This window comes from Pseudomonas sp. TMW22090 (genome assembly GCF_022496665.1).
GTDB lineage: Bacteria > Pseudomonadota > Gammaproteobacteria > Pseudomonadales > Pseudomonadaceae > Aquipseudomonas > Aquipseudomonas gregormendelii.
On record NZ_SCFH01000010.1, the window covers coordinates 1 to 15,103 of the forward strand.

The following is a 15,103-nucleotide window of genomic DNA, read 5'->3' on the forward strand; positions in this document are numbered from 1 at the left end:
TCAGCAGTGAAACGATGCATCGCCGATGGTAGTGTGGGGTTTCCCCATGTGAGAGTAGGTCATCGTCAAGATTAAATTCCGAAACCCCTATCTGCGTATGCAGGTAGGGGTTTTGTTTTTGTCCGCAGGAAAATACCCTCAGTTATTGGCCCGACGACCGACATTGGCGGGGCATTCAGTGGTGTGCCTTACTCCAGGCAGTGTTAATGGAGTACGGCCATGCGACACAGAGGCGCCAAATACTGGTTATGGATTAATCGTCGGTTGCCGCTGCACACCCACGAAGAGGTACTCGGCGATGGAGTGCAGATAGAGGTGCAGGCCAGGGTCAGTCTCGAAGGCATCACGCAGTTGTTCATCGGTGTCTACGACACGGACGGCTGGTTGATGCGCGAGGAGTTTCACGATCGGCAAGGCGCTGAGCCGGGCTGCCTGGCATTGAAGTGGGGCGTTCAACGCGCGCGGGAGATCGTGATCGACTCTCGCCAGTTTGTGGCCCCGCACAAGCCCCAGCTGACCTTGAGCATGGTCATTACCGACGAGTCGGTCAGAGCCCTGCGGCAGATGGAGATGAATGAGCGCGAGATCTTGAAGCTCAAGTCCAGTGATGCCTGGGTGGAGTACATGGCGGCCAAGGCCGCCATGCTCGAGTTAATGCGCTCCAGCAAGGTCGACGCCAAGGTGTGGGCCGAGCACAAGGAGCGGCTCAGACAGGCCATCGACCGTCGCGTCAGCGTTCAGAGGGCCTATCTGCGCTGACCCTTGTTCTTCAAGTGCGTCTCAGTTCTTCGATCGTCTCAATCAGCTCATCATAGGACACGGGTTTGCCGATGTGCTGGTTGAAACCCGATTGGCGGGACTTCTGGATGTCGCTATGGGCGCCGTAGCCGGTGAGCGCAATGGCAGGAACGTCTTTGATGAGAGGTAACTGGCGCAAGGCGCTGATCAACTCGTGACCGTTCATGACTGGCATGCCCAGGTCTGAGATGATCAGGTCAAATGAGGTGCTCCTGGCGGCATCCAGAGCCTCCACTGGACGATCGAAGGCAATGACCTGCGCATCTTCCATCTCCAGCAGCATTTTCAAGGTCTCCAGTACGTCTGCCGAGTCGTCGACTAGCAGGATGGTCAAGCCGCTCAGCCTTCCCGTGGTTTCTTCGGCGTGGGCTTGGGGCTCAAGCCCCGGTTCGTTCTGGATCAACGGCAAATACACGGTAAAGGTGCAACCGGCGCCTAATCCACCTGAGTGCACTTCAACCGTCCCGCGTTGCGCCTCGGTCAGCTGGCGGACCAGGGATAAACCGATTCCCAGGCCTTCGCGGTTGTGAGTGGCGTGCTGTTTTTCGGCCTGGCTGAACAAATCGAACACATGCTCCTGATGCTCGGCGGCAATCCCGGCGCCGTTATCCTTGATGTCCAGGCGCGCCATTTTCCCGGCCTCGCTGGCGATCAGCTGCACCCGGCCTTTGGGTGGAGTGAACTTCAAAGCGTTATTCACCAGGTTCCAGATAATCTGTTCCAGCCGCGTGGGGTCAGCCCGTATGAACAGGGCGCCAGTCGGCACCAGCAGTTCGACCGTGACGTCGTGCTGCTCGTTGAGCACCACGCTGTAGATGTCTTGCAGTACTTTGGACAGGTCCACGGCGACCGGTTTGAGCTTGAGCTTGCCCGTCCTGACGCGGGCCACATCCAGCAAGTCGTCGATGATCCGCGCCTGACTGTTGACGGCATCGCAGATGGTATTGATTGCCTTGGCCGCCGGCGCAGCCGTTCGGGTGATCGGCAGGCGGCGCAGCAATTCGGCATTGAGCTGAATCAGATTTAATGGATGCTTGAGCTCGTGAGACATCACCGCGAAGAATTCATCCTTGAGGTAATTGGTATTACGTGTGTCGGCCAGCTCCTGGCTCTGCGCCTCATTCTGACGCTGGTGCCCGGTCAGGTCCCGGGCAATCTTGACGAAGCCCTTGAGGGTATCGCCCCTGAGCAAGGTCACTTCGCCGCTGCAGTAGAACCGGCTGCCGTCCTTGCGTTGGTGCCAGCGTTCATTTTCGCTGCGACCGTGTGTACGGGCTGCCTCAAGTTCGTTTTCGGGCACGCCGGCGGCACGGTCCTTCGCCGGGAAGATGAAATCGTAATAGGCACCCTCGGTGTCGGCCTTGCTGTAACCAAAGATCAGTTCGGCACCCTTGTTCCAGCTGGTAATCACACCACCCTCATCCAGGGTGATGATGGCGTAGTCGCGAGTGCTTTCGGCGACCAGGCGCATGCGCTCTTCACCCAGGCGCAATTCCTCTTCCGCAGCCCGCCGTTTGGTGATGTCGATGAACGTCAGCACCGTGCCATCGATATGGTCTTCGCTGGAACGGTACGGTAGCAGGCGGGCGATGTACCAGCGTCCATCGATGCTGCTGACTTCCCGTTCGATCATGTTCAGCGACTCGAACACCAGCGCTGCGTCGCCTGCGAGGTTTTCGTAATCGAGTCGATGGGTGATGTCGAGCAGGGAGCGTCCGGTGTCCACCGGCAACATGCTGAAAATTTCGGTGGCGCGGGGGGTAAACCATTTGATGCGCATGCTGCGATCGACGAACACGGTGGCGATGTCGGTCGAGGCGATCAGGTTGGTCAGGTAGTCGTTGATCTTGTCGGTTTCCTCGACCTTGGTTTTCAGCTCGAAGTTGACGGTCAACAGCTCTTCGTTGATCGCCTGCAGCTCTTCCTTGCTGGTCTCCAGCTCTTCGGTGGCCGAGCGCAGCTCTTCATTGATTGCCTGCATTTCCTCATTCGAGGCCTTGAGTTCTTCGCTGGAGACTTCCGATTGCTCGATGGTGTCCTGCAGATGCAACTTGGTCCGTTGCAGTTCGCGCTCAAGGTTGGACAGCACCTGGCTTTCCGTCTGCAGCACGGTTGTGGCCGCCATTTGCGAGGGATCGACTTCCACCTCTTCGAAAATCACCAGGATGTACTCGCCGTCCGAATCGCCTTCCCGGTAGGGATGGGCCACCAGACCAATCAGGTAACGGTGATCATCGCGCTTGATCGGCACCTCCCGGGACTTCACCGACAGGCCGCTCTGCTGTACCTGGAACAACGTCGTGCGAATCTCCAGGCGCAGCTCTGGCAAGATCAGCGTCAACAGGTTGCGCGATAACTCACCCCCCACATGCCGCAGGAAGCGCCCGACGCTTTCGCTCATGTGCAGGATGTCGGCATTGGCGTCGACTATCACGCTGGGAGGGGCTGACTGTTCCAGGGCCCGTTGATGAATGTCGGCAAATGAAGACTTACGCTGCACACTGTTCTGCGGTATGTCCCGGGAGACACTGCTGCGTACATAGCCGCCCCGGGGCATGGTAGGGGTACGACGACTGCTGGCGGTGCCGGTCTTGGCCCGGAAGATCCGGTTACGTTTATCGATCGGCGTGAACAGCTCCTGGCAGGCGTCCGCGCTTTCCGAAGAACCAAGAAACAAAAAACCACCGGGGCGCAAGGCGAAGTGGAACATCTGCAGGATCTCGCGCTGTACTTCGCGATCCAGATAGATCAGCAAATTGCGGCAGACGATCAGGTCAATCTGCGAAAAAGGCGGGTCGGACAATAGGCTGTGCTTGGCAAACAACACCTTCTCGCGAATCTCTTTGCGGATCCGGTAGTGGTCGTCTTCCTTGATGAAATAGTGGCGCAGCCGCGCGGGCGGCACATCGGTGATGATGGCTTGCGGGTACAGGCCGGCCCTGCCCACGCTGATGGCGCGTTCATCGATGTCGGTGGCGAACAGTTGCAGCGATGCGCTGCTTGCATCCAGTTGCAGTTGGTCGGTGAGCAACATGGCCAGGCTATAGACTTCCTCGCCAGTGGAACAGCCGGCGGACCAGACGCGGATTTCTTCTTTTTCCAGCTGGGCAGAGGCGGTAGCGGCGACCAGTTGTGGCACGACATCGCGCTCCAGCGCTTCGAAGGCTTCGCGATCGCGGAAGAAGTTGGTCACACCGATCAACATGTCGGCCAGCAGCGCCTTGGTCTCATCAGGGTTGGCCTGCAGGTATTGATAATAGGCGGCGAGATCCGGCTGGCCGGTCACCTGCATGCGGCGTTCAATGCGGCGAAGCACGGTGGCGCGTTTGTAATGCTTGAAATCGTGGCCAGTGCCCGTGCGCAGTTGAATCAGGATGTCGCACAGCAGTTGCTCGGTCAGCGCGGTCTCGCGCTCTGAGAATGAGGCAATGGTTTGCAATTGCGGATCATCGGCGGTTGGCAGGCGGATTTCCCGGGAGTTGCGCCACAGTTCCAGCAATTTCTGCGGCATTTCCACGACCGGTAGCACCAGATCCACCATGTGGGTATCGATGGCGGCGCGCGGCATGCCGTCGAATTCAGCGTCTTGCGGCGCCTGCGCCAGGGTGACACCCCCCTGCTCCTTGATGCGCGACAGGCCCACTGCGCCATCGGAACCGGTGCCCGACAGCACCAGACAAAAGGCGCGCTCACGGTGCACGTCCGCCAGATCGCGAAAAAACAGATCGATGGGTGAGTGGCGACCTTCGCCCGGGTCTGCCGCACTGACTTCCAGCAGCCCGTCATTCATAGTCAGGCGCCTGCCGGGTGCAATGACATAGACCCGGTTCTTTTCGATGGGCACGGTTTGCGTCACCTGCAGGACCGGCATCCTGGTCGATTCCTGGATGATCCTGTCGGCAATGCTCTGATGATCAGGGGACAAATGAAGAACAATCACGAAGGCCATGCCGTTGTCCTGGGGCATGTTCTCGAAAAACAGCTTGATCGCCTGCAGTCCACCCGCCGAGGCACCGATCCCCACCACCGCAAAGTCGAGGGTGCTGGGACGCAACGCCTTGCTCGCAGGCGCGTTGGAGGCGGGGTGCTGGGGATTGGAGGTCATGTTCTGCCTTAGGCGGAGTCGGGCGGCGCGCCGGAAGTTGGTTTGAGGGCCAGCCTGTTCCGGATAGAAGTTCAGGATAATCCTGTTTTCCCGGTGCACTGGTTATTTTTTACCTCGCGCTCACATCCCTGCTCTCAAGAGAACTTCACATCTGGCCGATAACCCGGACGGCCAATGTCATTTTCTAAAACTGCCTGGAAATCCTCGATGCTGTCGTATCACCAAAAGCGGTTCCTGATCGTCGATGATTTCTCGGACTTTCGCAGCTCGGTCAGGTCGATGCTCCGGGAATTGGGGATCAAGGACGTGGATACCGCGGATACCGGCGAGCAGGCGCTGCGCATGTGTTCGCAGAAGTCCTACGATTTCATCCTGCAGGACTTCCATCTGGGCGACGGCAAGAAAAACGGGCAACAGGTGCTCGAAGACTTGATGGTCGAGAAGTTGATCAGTCATGAGAGTGTGTTCGTGATGGTCACTGCCGAGACCAGCCAGGCCATGGTGTTGAGCGCCCTGGAGCACGAGCCCGATGCGTACCTGACCAAGCCGTTCAACCGCTCCGGCCTGGCCCAGCGTCTGGAGCGCCTGGTGCAGCGCAAAACCCTGCTCAAGCCGATCCTGCAGGCCCTTGATCGCGGCAAGCCGCTGGAGGTGCTCAATGCCTGTATTGCCCTGTGCAAGCAAGACATCCGCTACTCGCCCCTGTGCCTGCGCTATAGAGCCGATGCACTGCGCGATCTGAACCAGAACGAGGCGCTGGAGCGGCTGTACGACAGCATCATTGCCGACCGACCGTTGCCCTGGGCGTTCGCCGGTCTGGGCAAGCTGTTGTTCAAGCGCGGCCAGATCACCCAGGCCAAGGGCGTGTACGAGAAGGCCCTGAAAGCGTTTCCGATGATGCCCGCGCTCTACGACGGAATGGCCGATGTGCTGGCGGCCGAAGGAGACACTCGCGGCGCCCAGCGGGTGCTGGAAGATGCGATCCGCCTCTCGCCCCTGGCGGTTCGCAGGCAGGCGCAGTTGGGCAAACTGGCGATGACCAACGAGGATTTCGAGACGGCTTCCAAGGCCTATCGCCAGGCGGTGGCGCAAGGTGCACAGTCTCGCTTCAAGGACGCCGAGAGTAATCTCGGCCTGGCCCATGCCTTGATCAGTAAAGGCAGCGAGAAAGGCCTGGATACCCGCACCCGCCTGGAAATCAACACCACGCTGAGTGCCGTGGCGAAGGACAACCCGTCCGACCCCGGCTTGCAGATCCGTGCGCGCCTGATGAAGGCCACCAGCTTGTTGCTTAACGATGCCGAGACGGCCGAGAAGCTCACCGAGCAGGCCATGCAGCGGCTCGATGGCATGGAGCAGTTCATGAGCGCCGAGGCGGCGCTGCTGGTGGCCAAGCAGTTGCAGATGCTCGGACAGCCCGATGCAGGCGCCAGCATGTTGAAGAACTGTGCGGAAATCTACGGCGACGATCCGGCGGTGATGAAGGGCATCGCCAAATTGACCGATGACCCGGCCATTCTCAATTCCGGCAACCTGGCCGCCGACCTCAACCGTCAGGGCGTGCGGGTGTACAAGACCGGCAACCTGGTGGAAGCCCGTGCGGTGTTTCGCAAAGCCCTGGGGTTGCAGCCGAAGAACATCAGTATCGCACTCAACATGGCGCAGTCACTGCTGCATGGCACCGATACCAGCCTGCCTTCGGCCGAGCTCATCGAGTGCCGGACCTGCCTGAAAATGGTTGGCCTGATGCCCGATTCCGATCCGCGCTTCCCGCGCTACCAGAAACTGAAAACCAAGGCGTTCGGCGCATGAACCACAACGACCCGGCACTGGACTTTTCCACGGTAATCGCTTCCACCGTGCACGACATGAAGAACTCCCTGGCGATGCTGATGCAGGCGCACAGCCAATGGTTGGGGCGCTTGCCGGCCCCCGCGCGGCAGGCGCCGGAGCAGGGTGTGATCGAATTCGAGTTCGCCCACCTCAACAGCATGCTGGTGCAACTGTTGGGGCTTTACAAAATAGGCATCAACCAGCTGCCTTTGCAGCCGGCCTATCATGAGCTGGACGATTTCATTGAGGCGCAACTGGCCTGTCATCAGGACGTGTTCGCCAGTCGCGGAATTATGGCCACCTTTGAAGTGGACCCGTTGAGCCCCCTGGGTTTCTTCGACCGCGAACTGATCGCCTCGGTACTGGGAAACTGCATCAACAATGCCATCCGTCACGCTCGCCAGGCGGTGCTGATCAGTGTGAGTGATACGGCTGGGCAATTGGTGATCACGGTCAATGACGATGGGGAGGGGTATTCGTCGCAGATGATTGAACACCAGGCCAATTATGTTCAGGGCATCAACCACACCACCGGCAGTACCGGCCTGGGCCTGTATTTTGCCGCGCGGATTGCTGCACTGCACCAGCGTAATGGGGTGGAAGGGCGCACCGAGATCGGCAACGGCGGCCCGTTGGGCGGCGGTTTGTTCAGCCTCTATCTGCCCTGAGGTAATTTTTGCCTGGCGCTGCTTGATATTCCGAACACGCGGAGCCTATTTTGTACGGGTTGCCCTTCGTGGCTCGCACAACAACAAGGATTGCGTCATGACAACCGATGGCCAGCGCTCACTCGCACAGCGACTGACGGGCATTGATGAAATCGAATGTGTCACGCCGGATTTGAACGGCGTTCCCCGGGGCAAGGTGATGACTGCGGAGGGATTCCTCGAAGGTCGACGCCTGCAGCTGGCGCGGGGGGTGATGCTGCAATGCATCATGGGCGGTTATCCGCCTGCGCGTTTCTACGGCAGTGATGACGGCGACCTGGCGCTGGTGCCGGATACGGCACAGATCCATCGCCTGCCTTGGAGCAAGCATCCGCGAGCGCTGGCCATTTGTGATGCCGATGAACTCAGTGGCGAAAGCTCGAGCCTGTCGACCCGGGGCCAGCTCAAGGCGGTCATCGCTCGTTATGCCGCCTTGGGCCTGGCGCCGGTGGTGGCAACCGAGCTGGAATTTTTCGTGTTCGCGCCCAACCCTGATCCGACGCTGGGGTTTGAGCCACCGGCCGGCCTGGACGGACGTCGCGAGGACGGACAATCCGCGTTCAGCATCAGCTCCAACAACGGCCTGCGACCGTTCTTCAGCGAGGTCTACGAATGCATGGCCGCGCTTGGCCTGCCGCGCGATACGTTTATGCACGAGATGGGTGTGAGCCAGTTCGAGATCAATCTGCTGCATGGCGATCCCTTGCTGCTGGCCGACCAGACGTTCCTGTTCAAGCACCTGCTCAAGGAAGTCGCGCTCAAGCATGGCCTGATCGTGGTGTGCATGGCCAAGCCGCTGGCGCACACCCCTGGCAGTTCGATGCATATTCATCAAAGCATCGTCGAGATCGGCAGTGGCAAAAATGTGTTCAGTGACGAGGCGGGCGAGCCGACGGCGATGTTCCGTCATTTTATTGCGGGGCAGCAGGCGGGCATGGCGGATTTCACCGCGTTGTTTGCGCCAAATGTGAATTCCTACCAGCGCTTGTGCCATCCGTTTGCTTCGCCGAACAATGCGTGCTGGTCTCATGACAATCGCTCGGCAGGCTTGCGCATTCCCGCCAGTTCACCGGTCGCCCGTCGGGTCGAGAATCGCTTGCCGGGGGCGGATGCCAACCCGTACCTGGCCATCGCCGCGAGCCTGGCCGCGGGGCTGCATGGCATTGAAAACCAGCTGGAACCGAGCGAGCCGATCCAGGGTGAATTCCAGGTGCCGGATAATCTTTCGTTGCCCTGTACCTTACATGCCGCTCTCGAGCGTCTGAAACGTAGTCGATTGGCGAAGGAACTGTTTGGCACTGAGTTCATCGAAGGCTACGTCGCTTCGAAGACCCTTGAGTTGACCAGCTTCTTCGACGAAATTACGCCCTGGGAGCGTCGTGTCCTGGCCGCCCAGGCCTGACGAATCAGCGCCATCGGGCTATCTTTTCGGACAGCCCGACACTTACTGCAAGGAGCCGCTCGGAACGCCGATGCGCCAAATCTGGAAATCCTTTCGAGCGCTTTATTTTGCCTCGCTGATGATGTTGATCGGTTCAGGCTTGTTGAGTACTTACCTGGGCCTGCGCCTGGCCGCCGACAATGTCGACAGCCTGTGGGTGGGTGCCTTGATGGCGGCCAACTATTTTGGCCTGGTGCTGGGTGGCAAGATCGGCCACCGTCTGATCGCGAGGGTCGGGCATATCAGAGCCTATGCGACCTGTGCCGGTATCGTCGGCGCTGCGGTGCTCGGTCATGGATTGATCGACTGGCTGCCCGCCTGGCTGTTCCTGCGGGTGATTGTCGGCCTGGGCATGATGTGCCAGTACATGGTCATCGAAAGCTGGCTCAATGAGCAGGCCGAAGCCAAGCAGCGTGGCCTGGTGTTCAGCGGTTACATGATTGCCTCGTACCTGGGGTTGGTGCTGGGTCAGTTGATCCTGGTCATGCACCCGGCGTTGGGCCTGGAGCTGTTGATGCTGGTCGCCCTGTGCTTCGCCCTGTGCCTGGTGCCGGTGGCCTTGACCCGGCGGATTCACCCGGCCCCCCTGCATCCGGCGCCCATGGAGCCACGGTTCTTCATCAAGCGGGTGCCGCAGTCACTCAGCACGGTGCTGGGCGCGGGCCTGATCGTCGGTTCGTTCTACGGCCTGGCGCCGCTGTATGCCTCGCAGCAAGGGCTGTCCACCGAGCAGGTCGGTCTGTTCATGGGTAGTTGCATTTTTGCCGGCCTGCTGGTGCAGTGGCCGCTGGGCTGGCTGTCCGATCGCTATGACCGGGCGCTGTTGATCCGCTGCTTTGCGTTCAGCCTGGCGGTGGCCGCGTTGCCGTTGGCGATCCTCAAGCAAGTGCCGCTGGAGGTGCTGTTCATCGCCGGGTTCTTCTGCTCGCTGGTGCAGTTCTGCCTGTATCCATTGGCTGTGGCCTTCTCCAATGACCACGTCGAAGGTGATCGCCGGGTCTCCCTGACCGCGATGCTGCTGGTGACCTATGGCGTGGGTGCGAGTATCGGGCCATTGGTGGCAGGGGTCTTGATGAAGCTGTTCGGCAGCCAGATGCTGTATGCGTTTTTCAGCTTTTTCGCGCTGGTGCTGGTGTGGCGAATCCGCCCGAAAGCGGTGACCAACCTGCACCAGGTCGACGACGCGCCGCTGCATCACGTGGCGATGCCGGACAGCATGTCGAGTTCGCCATTGGTAGCGGCGCTCGATCCGCGGGTGGATGAGCAGGTGGTGCAGGACCAGATGCAGAATCCGATTGCGCCTGAGCCTGAGCCCGAGGTGGGACCAGAGCTGGAACCAGAGCCCAAATCCGAAACGGATGAATCCTCGGGCGATGACCCGGATGAGGGGCGTGAACAGAGCTTTACCGAGGCGCGTCCTTAAGTTCGGCGCATAAAAAAACGGGCAGTCACCGCAAGGGACTGCCCGTTTTTTATTGGCGCCTGTATCAGAGATCGTCTTTATCGAATCGGCGGGCTTCGCGCTGCAGCTGATAGACAAAGCGCTCGACCTGGCGCTGTACCAGGCCGCTCATGTTGTGAAAGCGCACGCCGGCAAAGGTGGTGGAAATTTTCTCTTCGAAATGCAGGTAACGCAGTTCAACCGGGGCAGTCATTTTGCCGAACGGCAGGGCAGCCATGAAACGGTCATAGACCTGGCCCAGTTGCAGGTTGCCGCCGATGTCACCGTCGAAACGCAATTTGCAGCCGGTGGCGGAGATGTCCAGCAATTTGCCCTTGATCGGCGCCTTGAGCTTTTCACCGTCCAGGTCGACGTCCACCAGTTGCGCCAGCTTCAATGCCGCGCGGAAGGCGTTGCGGCGCTGGTGGTAAACCACTTCGTCCGGCAGGGGGCCATGATAGCAGCGGCTGCCACCGGTTTCGTCGATGGTCAGCGCGCCGTTGCTTTCCCAGGCGATTCGCACGCCATCGTGAAAGCCTTCGACCTTGAACGGCTCGCCCGCCAGCAGGAAACGCTCGCCGTCACGGGGGATCATTTCGTCCAGGGCCATGGTGCCGTTGTCACGGTCGATACCCACCAGATAACTCTGGAAGCGTTGGGTGCGCTCGTGAAACGTGATGATCAGCGGGTCGTGGCTGTCTTGCAGCTGACGTAGGGTGCCGGAGATCTCAAGGGGCGTGGTGAGCACCTTGGGTGGCTGCGGAGCATCATCCGCGCTTGAGGCATTGAACACGGTTCATCAATCTCCAGACAAAATTTGACAGCTGCTTGCCGGCATTTTGCCAGCATGTTTCTCGTCTTGATAGTGCGGGCTCGATGTCAGGTTCAGGCCTGACTGAGGGGACCCCGTTTCGCCAGGGTGGAGGTTGAACCGCGCGCGTCGTACAGCGCGGGTGTGTCGCCGCCATGAAGGATTTTCAGCTGGGTGGCCGTGGCGGCCTGTTGCATCATGATGGACCGGCCATTGTGCACGTTGGCGTCCTGACACTGGGCCAGGAGGTCGGTCAGCACATCACTTTGCGACAACAGGCGCTCGCCGACGCTTGACTGGCTGGCCAGCTGCTCCAGCCCCTGTCGGTTGAGCGGCAGGTTGAGGCTGGCAAGGATTTCGCTGCGCTTGCGGCCATGCTGTTCCAGCAAAATGATCAGTGCCTGCTTGCGCGCCAGAATGTCCTCGAGCAGGCGCATGTCGCGACCATGCAAGGCGAGGGACTCGGTTTGCAGTAGCTCGAGCAATTGTTGCGCTGGGGCAAAGTCGTCGATGATCAGTTGCAGTAATTGGGTATCGTGCATGGCTGGCCTTGGGTTTTAAGCGTCCAAAAGCCTGGCGCAGACCGGAGCCTAGCGCTGGGCTTCGAAGTTGAGCAGTTTGCTGGCTACGCGGTTGCTGTCGACTTTATAGCTGCCATCGGCAATCGCTGCTTTCAACTCGGCCACGCGGGCTTTGTCGACTTCAGGCTGATCGCGCAGCTTGTCAGTGACCTTCTGCAACTGCTGGGCCTCATTACTGAGATGTACCGATTCTCCGCTTTTCACTGTAGTGGCTTCCGGTGCCGGGGTATTCAGCGGCGCAGCCTTGGCATTTTCAGCCGCTTCCTTGCTGGCGCTGGTACGTGTACTGCCCGTAAGTGACGGAGAGCTGTTTAATCGGTTGAAGTCGATGACCATGATAAAAAACCTCTGGGTATTTGGACGCTTGCCATGTTTTCGGCCATACCCGAGAAAACTTTAGGCCCATTTATCAATGAGCTTGCGCGCGTCAGCGCTGGCCCCTGCACACCCTAGTTTAGGGAACAGTCGCAGGGTGCGCCATCTCTTCAAGCGGCTGCTTGCAAGGCCTGGCCTCTACATGGCGACTTCCACCTGGCCGGGCGCGATCACTTGCGCCTTGATGACTCGCTGGGAGTTGAGGTTTTTCACGCGTATCTGATCGCGCAACCCGCCATTGGACAGTGCCTCGCCGGGCATGCGTACGCTGAGCGTGCCGCTGCGGGCGGTGATCACCACCTGGTCACCCTTGCTGATGACTTGCGCCTGTTCGATGTTCACCAGGGTGACCAACTGATCGGCGACCATTGGTCGGGTCAACTTCTGTCCGATCGCCTGGTCCAGGGACGTCAGGTAGCCCTGGCTGATCAGGCTGATGTCGCGCTCGCGCAACATGACGTCTTCAGGTTCGATCACCCCGAGGCGTCGCAGCGGCCGAGTGGCGGTGACGACTTCGCGAAACAGGCGGACCTGCGCCGGCACGAAAACCGTCCACGGCGAGGCGCCTTCGCAACGAACCTTGACCGTGACACGCCCCAAGGGCCTGGCCGGGCTTTCCAGGCTGGCTGTCAATTCCCTGTCGCACATCGGCATGCGCAGGCGCGGGTCGAGTTGGTTGACTTCGATTTCATATCGACCCTCGGTCTGACTGGTCGCCAAATAGTCTTCCACGGTGAATTCAAGAAAACCCTGAGTCACGCCGATAAGCATGTCAGGCAAGGTAACCGAGTCGGCAAGGGCAGGGCTGCCAGCGTTAAACAGGCAGGCAGCCGCCGTCGCGCACAACAATGTGTGCAAATGTGCGGTCAGGCGTCGGAAAAATGTCGGTTCTGTGCTCATAAGAGTTAAAAAGCAAGCGCCGTGCCGTTTAGCAATGAATGTGCGTCGCAACACACTTAAGCGTTGGTGTTAGGGAGTCTGGGCATGGCTGGTGTAATGGATTCGGTAAACCAGCGCACGCAACTGGTAGGGCAGAATCGCCTGGAGCTGTTGTTGTTCCGTCTCGACGGCCAGCAGCTCTATGGGATCAACGTATTCAAGGTTCGTGAGGTGCTGCAATGCCCCAAGCTGACCGTGATGCCCAAATCCAATCCTGTCGTGTGCGGTGTAGCGAGTATTCGGGGGGCAACCATTCCGATTCTCGATCTGGCGATGGCGACCGGTGCCGGTCGGTTGCTGGATCAAAGCAATCCCTTCGTGATTATCACGGAGTACAACACCAAGACGCAGGGTTTCCTGGTGCGCTCGGTGGAGCGCATCGTCAACATGAACTGGGAGGAGATCCATCCGCCACCCAAGGGCACCGGCCGCGATCATTACCTGACGGCTGTGACCCGGGTCGACAATCAGTTGGTCGAAATCATCGACGTGGAGAAAGTGCTGGCGGAAGTGGCACCCACGCCGGAAGCGATTTCCGTTGGTGTGGTGGACGTCGAGACCCAGCACAAGGCCCTGTCTTTGCGGGTGCTGACGGTTGATGACTCGTCCGTGGCACGCAAGCAGGTATCGCGTTGTCTACAGACGGTCGGCGTTGAAGTCGTGGCGTTGAACGACGGTCGGCAGGCCCTGGATTACCTGCGCAAGCTGGTGGACGAAGGGAAGAAGCCGGAAGAAGAGTTCCTGATGATGATTTCCGACATCGAGATGCCGGAAATGGACGGCTACACCCTGACCGCCGAGATCCGCAGCGACCCACGCATGCAAAAGCTTCATATCATCCTGCATACTTCGTTGTCGGGTGTGTTCAATCAGGCGATGGTCAAGAAAGTCGGTGCCGATGACTTCCTGGCCAAATTCCGTCCTGATGACCTGGCATCCCGGGTAGTCGACCGGATCAAAGCAGCAGATATCAGCTAGGGGCCTTTTGCTCCTGGCGATCAATACGAGTTAAGAGGCGGCACCATTGTCTACGGGTAATTTGGATTTCGAACAGTTCCGGGTATTCCTGGAAAAAGCCTGTGGCATTTTGCTCGGTGAAAACAAGCAGTACCTGGTGTCCAGCCGCCTCAACAAACTGATGGAGCAGCAAGGCATCAAGTCCCTGGGGGAGCTGGTCCAGCGCATCCAGACCCAACCGCGCAGTGGTCTGCGCGAGATGGTGGTCGATGCCATGACGACCAACGAAACCTTGTGGTTTCGTGACACTTATCCGTTTGAAGTGCTGAAGAACAAGGTGCTGCCGGAAGCGATCAAAGCCGCTCCTGGCCAGCGCCTGCGGATCTGGTCGGCTGCCTGTTCGTCGGGGCAGGAACCGTACTCGTTGTCGATGTCGATCGATGAATTCGAGCGGGTCAACCTGGGTCAGTTGAAGATGGGGGTGCAGATCGTTGCCACCGACCTTTCCGGCACCATGCTGACCAACTGCAAGACGGGCGAGTACGACAGTCTGGCCATCGGTCGCGGCCTGTCGCCGGAACGTTTGCAGCGCTATTTCGACCCGAAAGGGCCGGGGCGCTGGGCCATCAAGGCGCCCATCAAGAGCCGGGTGGAGTTTCGCTCGTTCAACCTGCTGGACAGCTATGCGGCGCTGGGCAAGTTCGACATCGTGTTCTGTCGCAATGTGCTCATCTACTTTTCCGCTGAGGTGAAGAAGGACATTCTGCTGCGGATCCACAGTACGTTGAAACCGGGTGGGTATTTGTTCCTGGGCGCTTCCGAGGCGCTCAATGGTTTGCCGGATCATTACCAGATGGTTCAGTGCAGCCCTGGGATTATTTACCAGGCGAAGTGATGCAAAGCGGCAGGCAAAAAACGGGAGTCCTGGAGGACTCCCGTTTTTTTTTGCCTGCCGCTTTGCATCACGTGGGGATGTCTAACTCGAACAAGCGGCAGAAAAGCGGCAGGCAGCGGAAACCCGTTGCCGCTTTTCTGTCGTTGCCGCCGGGGCCCGTGCCCGCAAAGCCCCGGTTTACGGGCTTTTTTCAATTGGCACGCCGCTTGCTATGTCCATC

At 59.4% G+C, this 15,103-nt stretch carries 12 protein-coding genes; 7 read left to right on the top strand and 5 right to left on the bottom strand.

Annotated elements, in window-relative coordinates:
- The first annotated feature begins 219 nt into the window (after positions 1-219).
- Positions 220-759 (top strand): hypothetical protein, encoded by a 540-nt coding sequence (locus EQV97_RS23990; RefSeq protein WP_240890212.1) that lies wholly within the window; start codon positions 220-222, stop codon positions 757-759.
- A 10-nt stretch (positions 760-769) separates the two neighbouring features.
- On the opposite strand, the gene EQV97_RS23995 is transcribed toward EQV97_RS23990, so the two are convergent.
- On the bottom strand, positions 770-4,903 hold the full coding sequence (locus EQV97_RS23995) for a CheR family methyltransferase (protein WP_240890213.1): 4,134 nt from the start codon (positions 4,901-4,903) through the stop codon (positions 770-772).
- Between the two features lie 207 nt (positions 4,904-5,110).
- On the opposite strand from EQV97_RS23995, the gene EQV97_RS24000 reads away from it, so the two are divergent.
- The 4 genes from EQV97_RS24000 to EQV97_RS24015 all read left to right on the top strand — a co-directional run bounded on the left by EQV97_RS24000 (position 5,111) and on the right by EQV97_RS24015 (position 10,307).
- Positions 5,111-6,715 carry a tetratricopeptide repeat-containing response regulator gene (locus tag EQV97_RS24000; protein WP_122839070.1) on the top strand — a complete coding sequence of 535 codons (1,605 nt, stop codon included), beginning with the start codon at positions 5,111-5,113 and terminating at the stop codon, positions 6,713-6,715.
- On the top strand, positions 6,712-7,404 hold the full coding sequence (locus EQV97_RS24005; RefSeq protein ID WP_225570875.1) for a HAMP domain-containing sensor histidine kinase: 693 nt from the start codon (positions 6,712-6,714) through the stop codon (positions 7,402-7,404). The genes EQV97_RS24000 and EQV97_RS24005 overlap by 4 nt, the downstream gene beginning before the upstream one ends.
- A 199-nt stretch (positions 7,405-7,603) precedes the next feature.
- Positions 7,604-8,845 (top strand): glutamine synthetase family protein, encoded by a 1,242-nt coding sequence (locus tag EQV97_RS24010; protein ID WP_163019411.1) that lies wholly within the window; start codon positions 7,604-7,606, stop codon positions 8,843-8,845.
- A 70-nt stretch (positions 8,846-8,915) separates the two neighbouring features.
- Positions 8,916-10,307 (top strand): MFS transporter, encoded by a 1,392-nt coding sequence (locus tag EQV97_RS24015; protein ID WP_122839073.1) that lies wholly within the window; start codon positions 8,916-8,918, stop codon positions 10,305-10,307.
- Positions 10,308-10,371: 64 nt separating this feature from the next.
- Here EQV97_RS24015 and EQV97_RS24020 read toward each other — a convergent pair whose 3' ends face one another.
- The 4 genes from EQV97_RS24020 to flgA all read right to left on the bottom strand — a co-directional run bounded on the left by EQV97_RS24020 (position 10,372) and on the right by flgA (position 12,992).
- On the bottom strand, positions 10,372-11,118 hold the full coding sequence (locus EQV97_RS24020; protein WP_122839074.1) for a flagellar brake protein: 747 nt from the start codon (positions 11,116-11,118) through the stop codon (positions 10,372-10,374).
- Positions 11,119-11,210: 92 nt separating this feature from the next.
- Positions 11,211-11,678 (bottom strand): flagellar protein FlgN, encoded by a 468-nt coding sequence (locus EQV97_RS24025; RefSeq protein WP_225570874.1) that lies wholly within the window; start codon positions 11,676-11,678, stop codon positions 11,211-11,213.
- Between the two features lie 48 nt (positions 11,679-11,726).
- The gene (flgM, locus tag EQV97_RS24030) at positions 11,727-12,053 is read right to left on the bottom strand and encodes a flagellar biosynthesis anti-sigma factor FlgM (RefSeq protein WP_122839076.1); all 327 of its coding nucleotides are present in this window, start codon (positions 12,051-12,053) and stop codon (positions 11,727-11,729) included.
- 177 nt (positions 12,054-12,230) lie between these two features.
- The gene (flgA, locus tag EQV97_RS24035) at positions 12,231-12,992 is read right to left on the bottom strand and encodes a flagellar basal body P-ring formation chaperone FlgA (RefSeq protein WP_240890214.1); all 762 of its coding nucleotides are present in this window, start codon (positions 12,990-12,992) and stop codon (positions 12,231-12,233) included.
- 84 nt (positions 12,993-13,076) lie between these two features.
- Here flgA and EQV97_RS24040 point away from each other — a divergent pair, with 84 nt between their 5' ends.
- Positions 13,077-14,009 carry a chemotaxis protein CheV gene (locus tag EQV97_RS24040; protein ID WP_045061806.1) on the top strand — a complete coding sequence of 311 codons (933 nt, stop codon included), beginning with the start codon at positions 13,077-13,079 and terminating at the stop codon, positions 14,007-14,009.
- A 46-nt stretch (positions 14,010-14,055) separates the two neighbouring features.
- Complete coding sequence (cheR, locus tag EQV97_RS24045) at positions 14,056-14,883, top strand: protein-glutamate O-methyltransferase CheR (protein WP_045061805.1); 828 nt, start codon at positions 14,056-14,058, stop codon at positions 14,881-14,883.
- The last annotated feature ends 220 nt before the right edge of the window (positions 14,884-15,103 follow it).

What these genes read in the sequence shown, in the direction of transcription:
- EQV97_RS23990 (WP_240890212.1), top strand. Translation starts at nt 220, where the DNA reads ATGCGACACAGAGGCGCCAAATACTGGTTATGGATTAATCGTCGGTTG.
- flgM (WP_122839076.1), bottom strand. Translation starts at nt 12,053, where the DNA reads ATGGTCATCGACTTCAACCGATTAAACAGCTCTCCGTCACTTACGGGC.
- EQV97_RS23995 (WP_240890213.1), bottom strand. Translation starts at nt 4,903, where the DNA reads ATGACCTCCAATCCCCAGCACCCCGCCTCCAACGCGCCTGCGAGCAAG.
- EQV97_RS24040 (WP_045061806.1), top strand. Translation starts at nt 13,077, where the DNA reads ATGGCTGGTGTAATGGATTCGGTAAACCAGCGCACGCAACTGGTAGGG.
- EQV97_RS24005 (WP_225570875.1), top strand. Translation starts at nt 6,712, where the DNA reads ATGAACCACAACGACCCGGCACTGGACTTTTCCACGGTAATCGCTTCC.
- EQV97_RS24010 (WP_163019411.1), top strand. Translation starts at nt 7,604, where the DNA reads ATGACTGCGGAGGGATTCCTCGAAGGTCGACGCCTGCAGCTGGCGCGG.
- EQV97_RS24025 (WP_225570874.1), bottom strand. Translation starts at nt 11,678, where the DNA reads ATGCACGATACCCAATTACTGCAACTGATCATCGACGACTTTGCCCCA.
- EQV97_RS24015 (WP_122839073.1), top strand. Translation starts at nt 8,916, where the DNA reads ATGCGCCAAATCTGGAAATCCTTTCGAGCGCTTTATTTTGCCTCGCTG.
- flgA (WP_240890214.1), bottom strand. Translation starts at nt 12,992, where the DNA reads ATGAGCACAGAACCGACATTTTTCCGACGCCTGACCGCACATTTGCAC.
- EQV97_RS24000 (WP_122839070.1), top strand. Translation starts at nt 5,111, where the DNA reads ATGCTGTCGTATCACCAAAAGCGGTTCCTGATCGTCGATGATTTCTCG.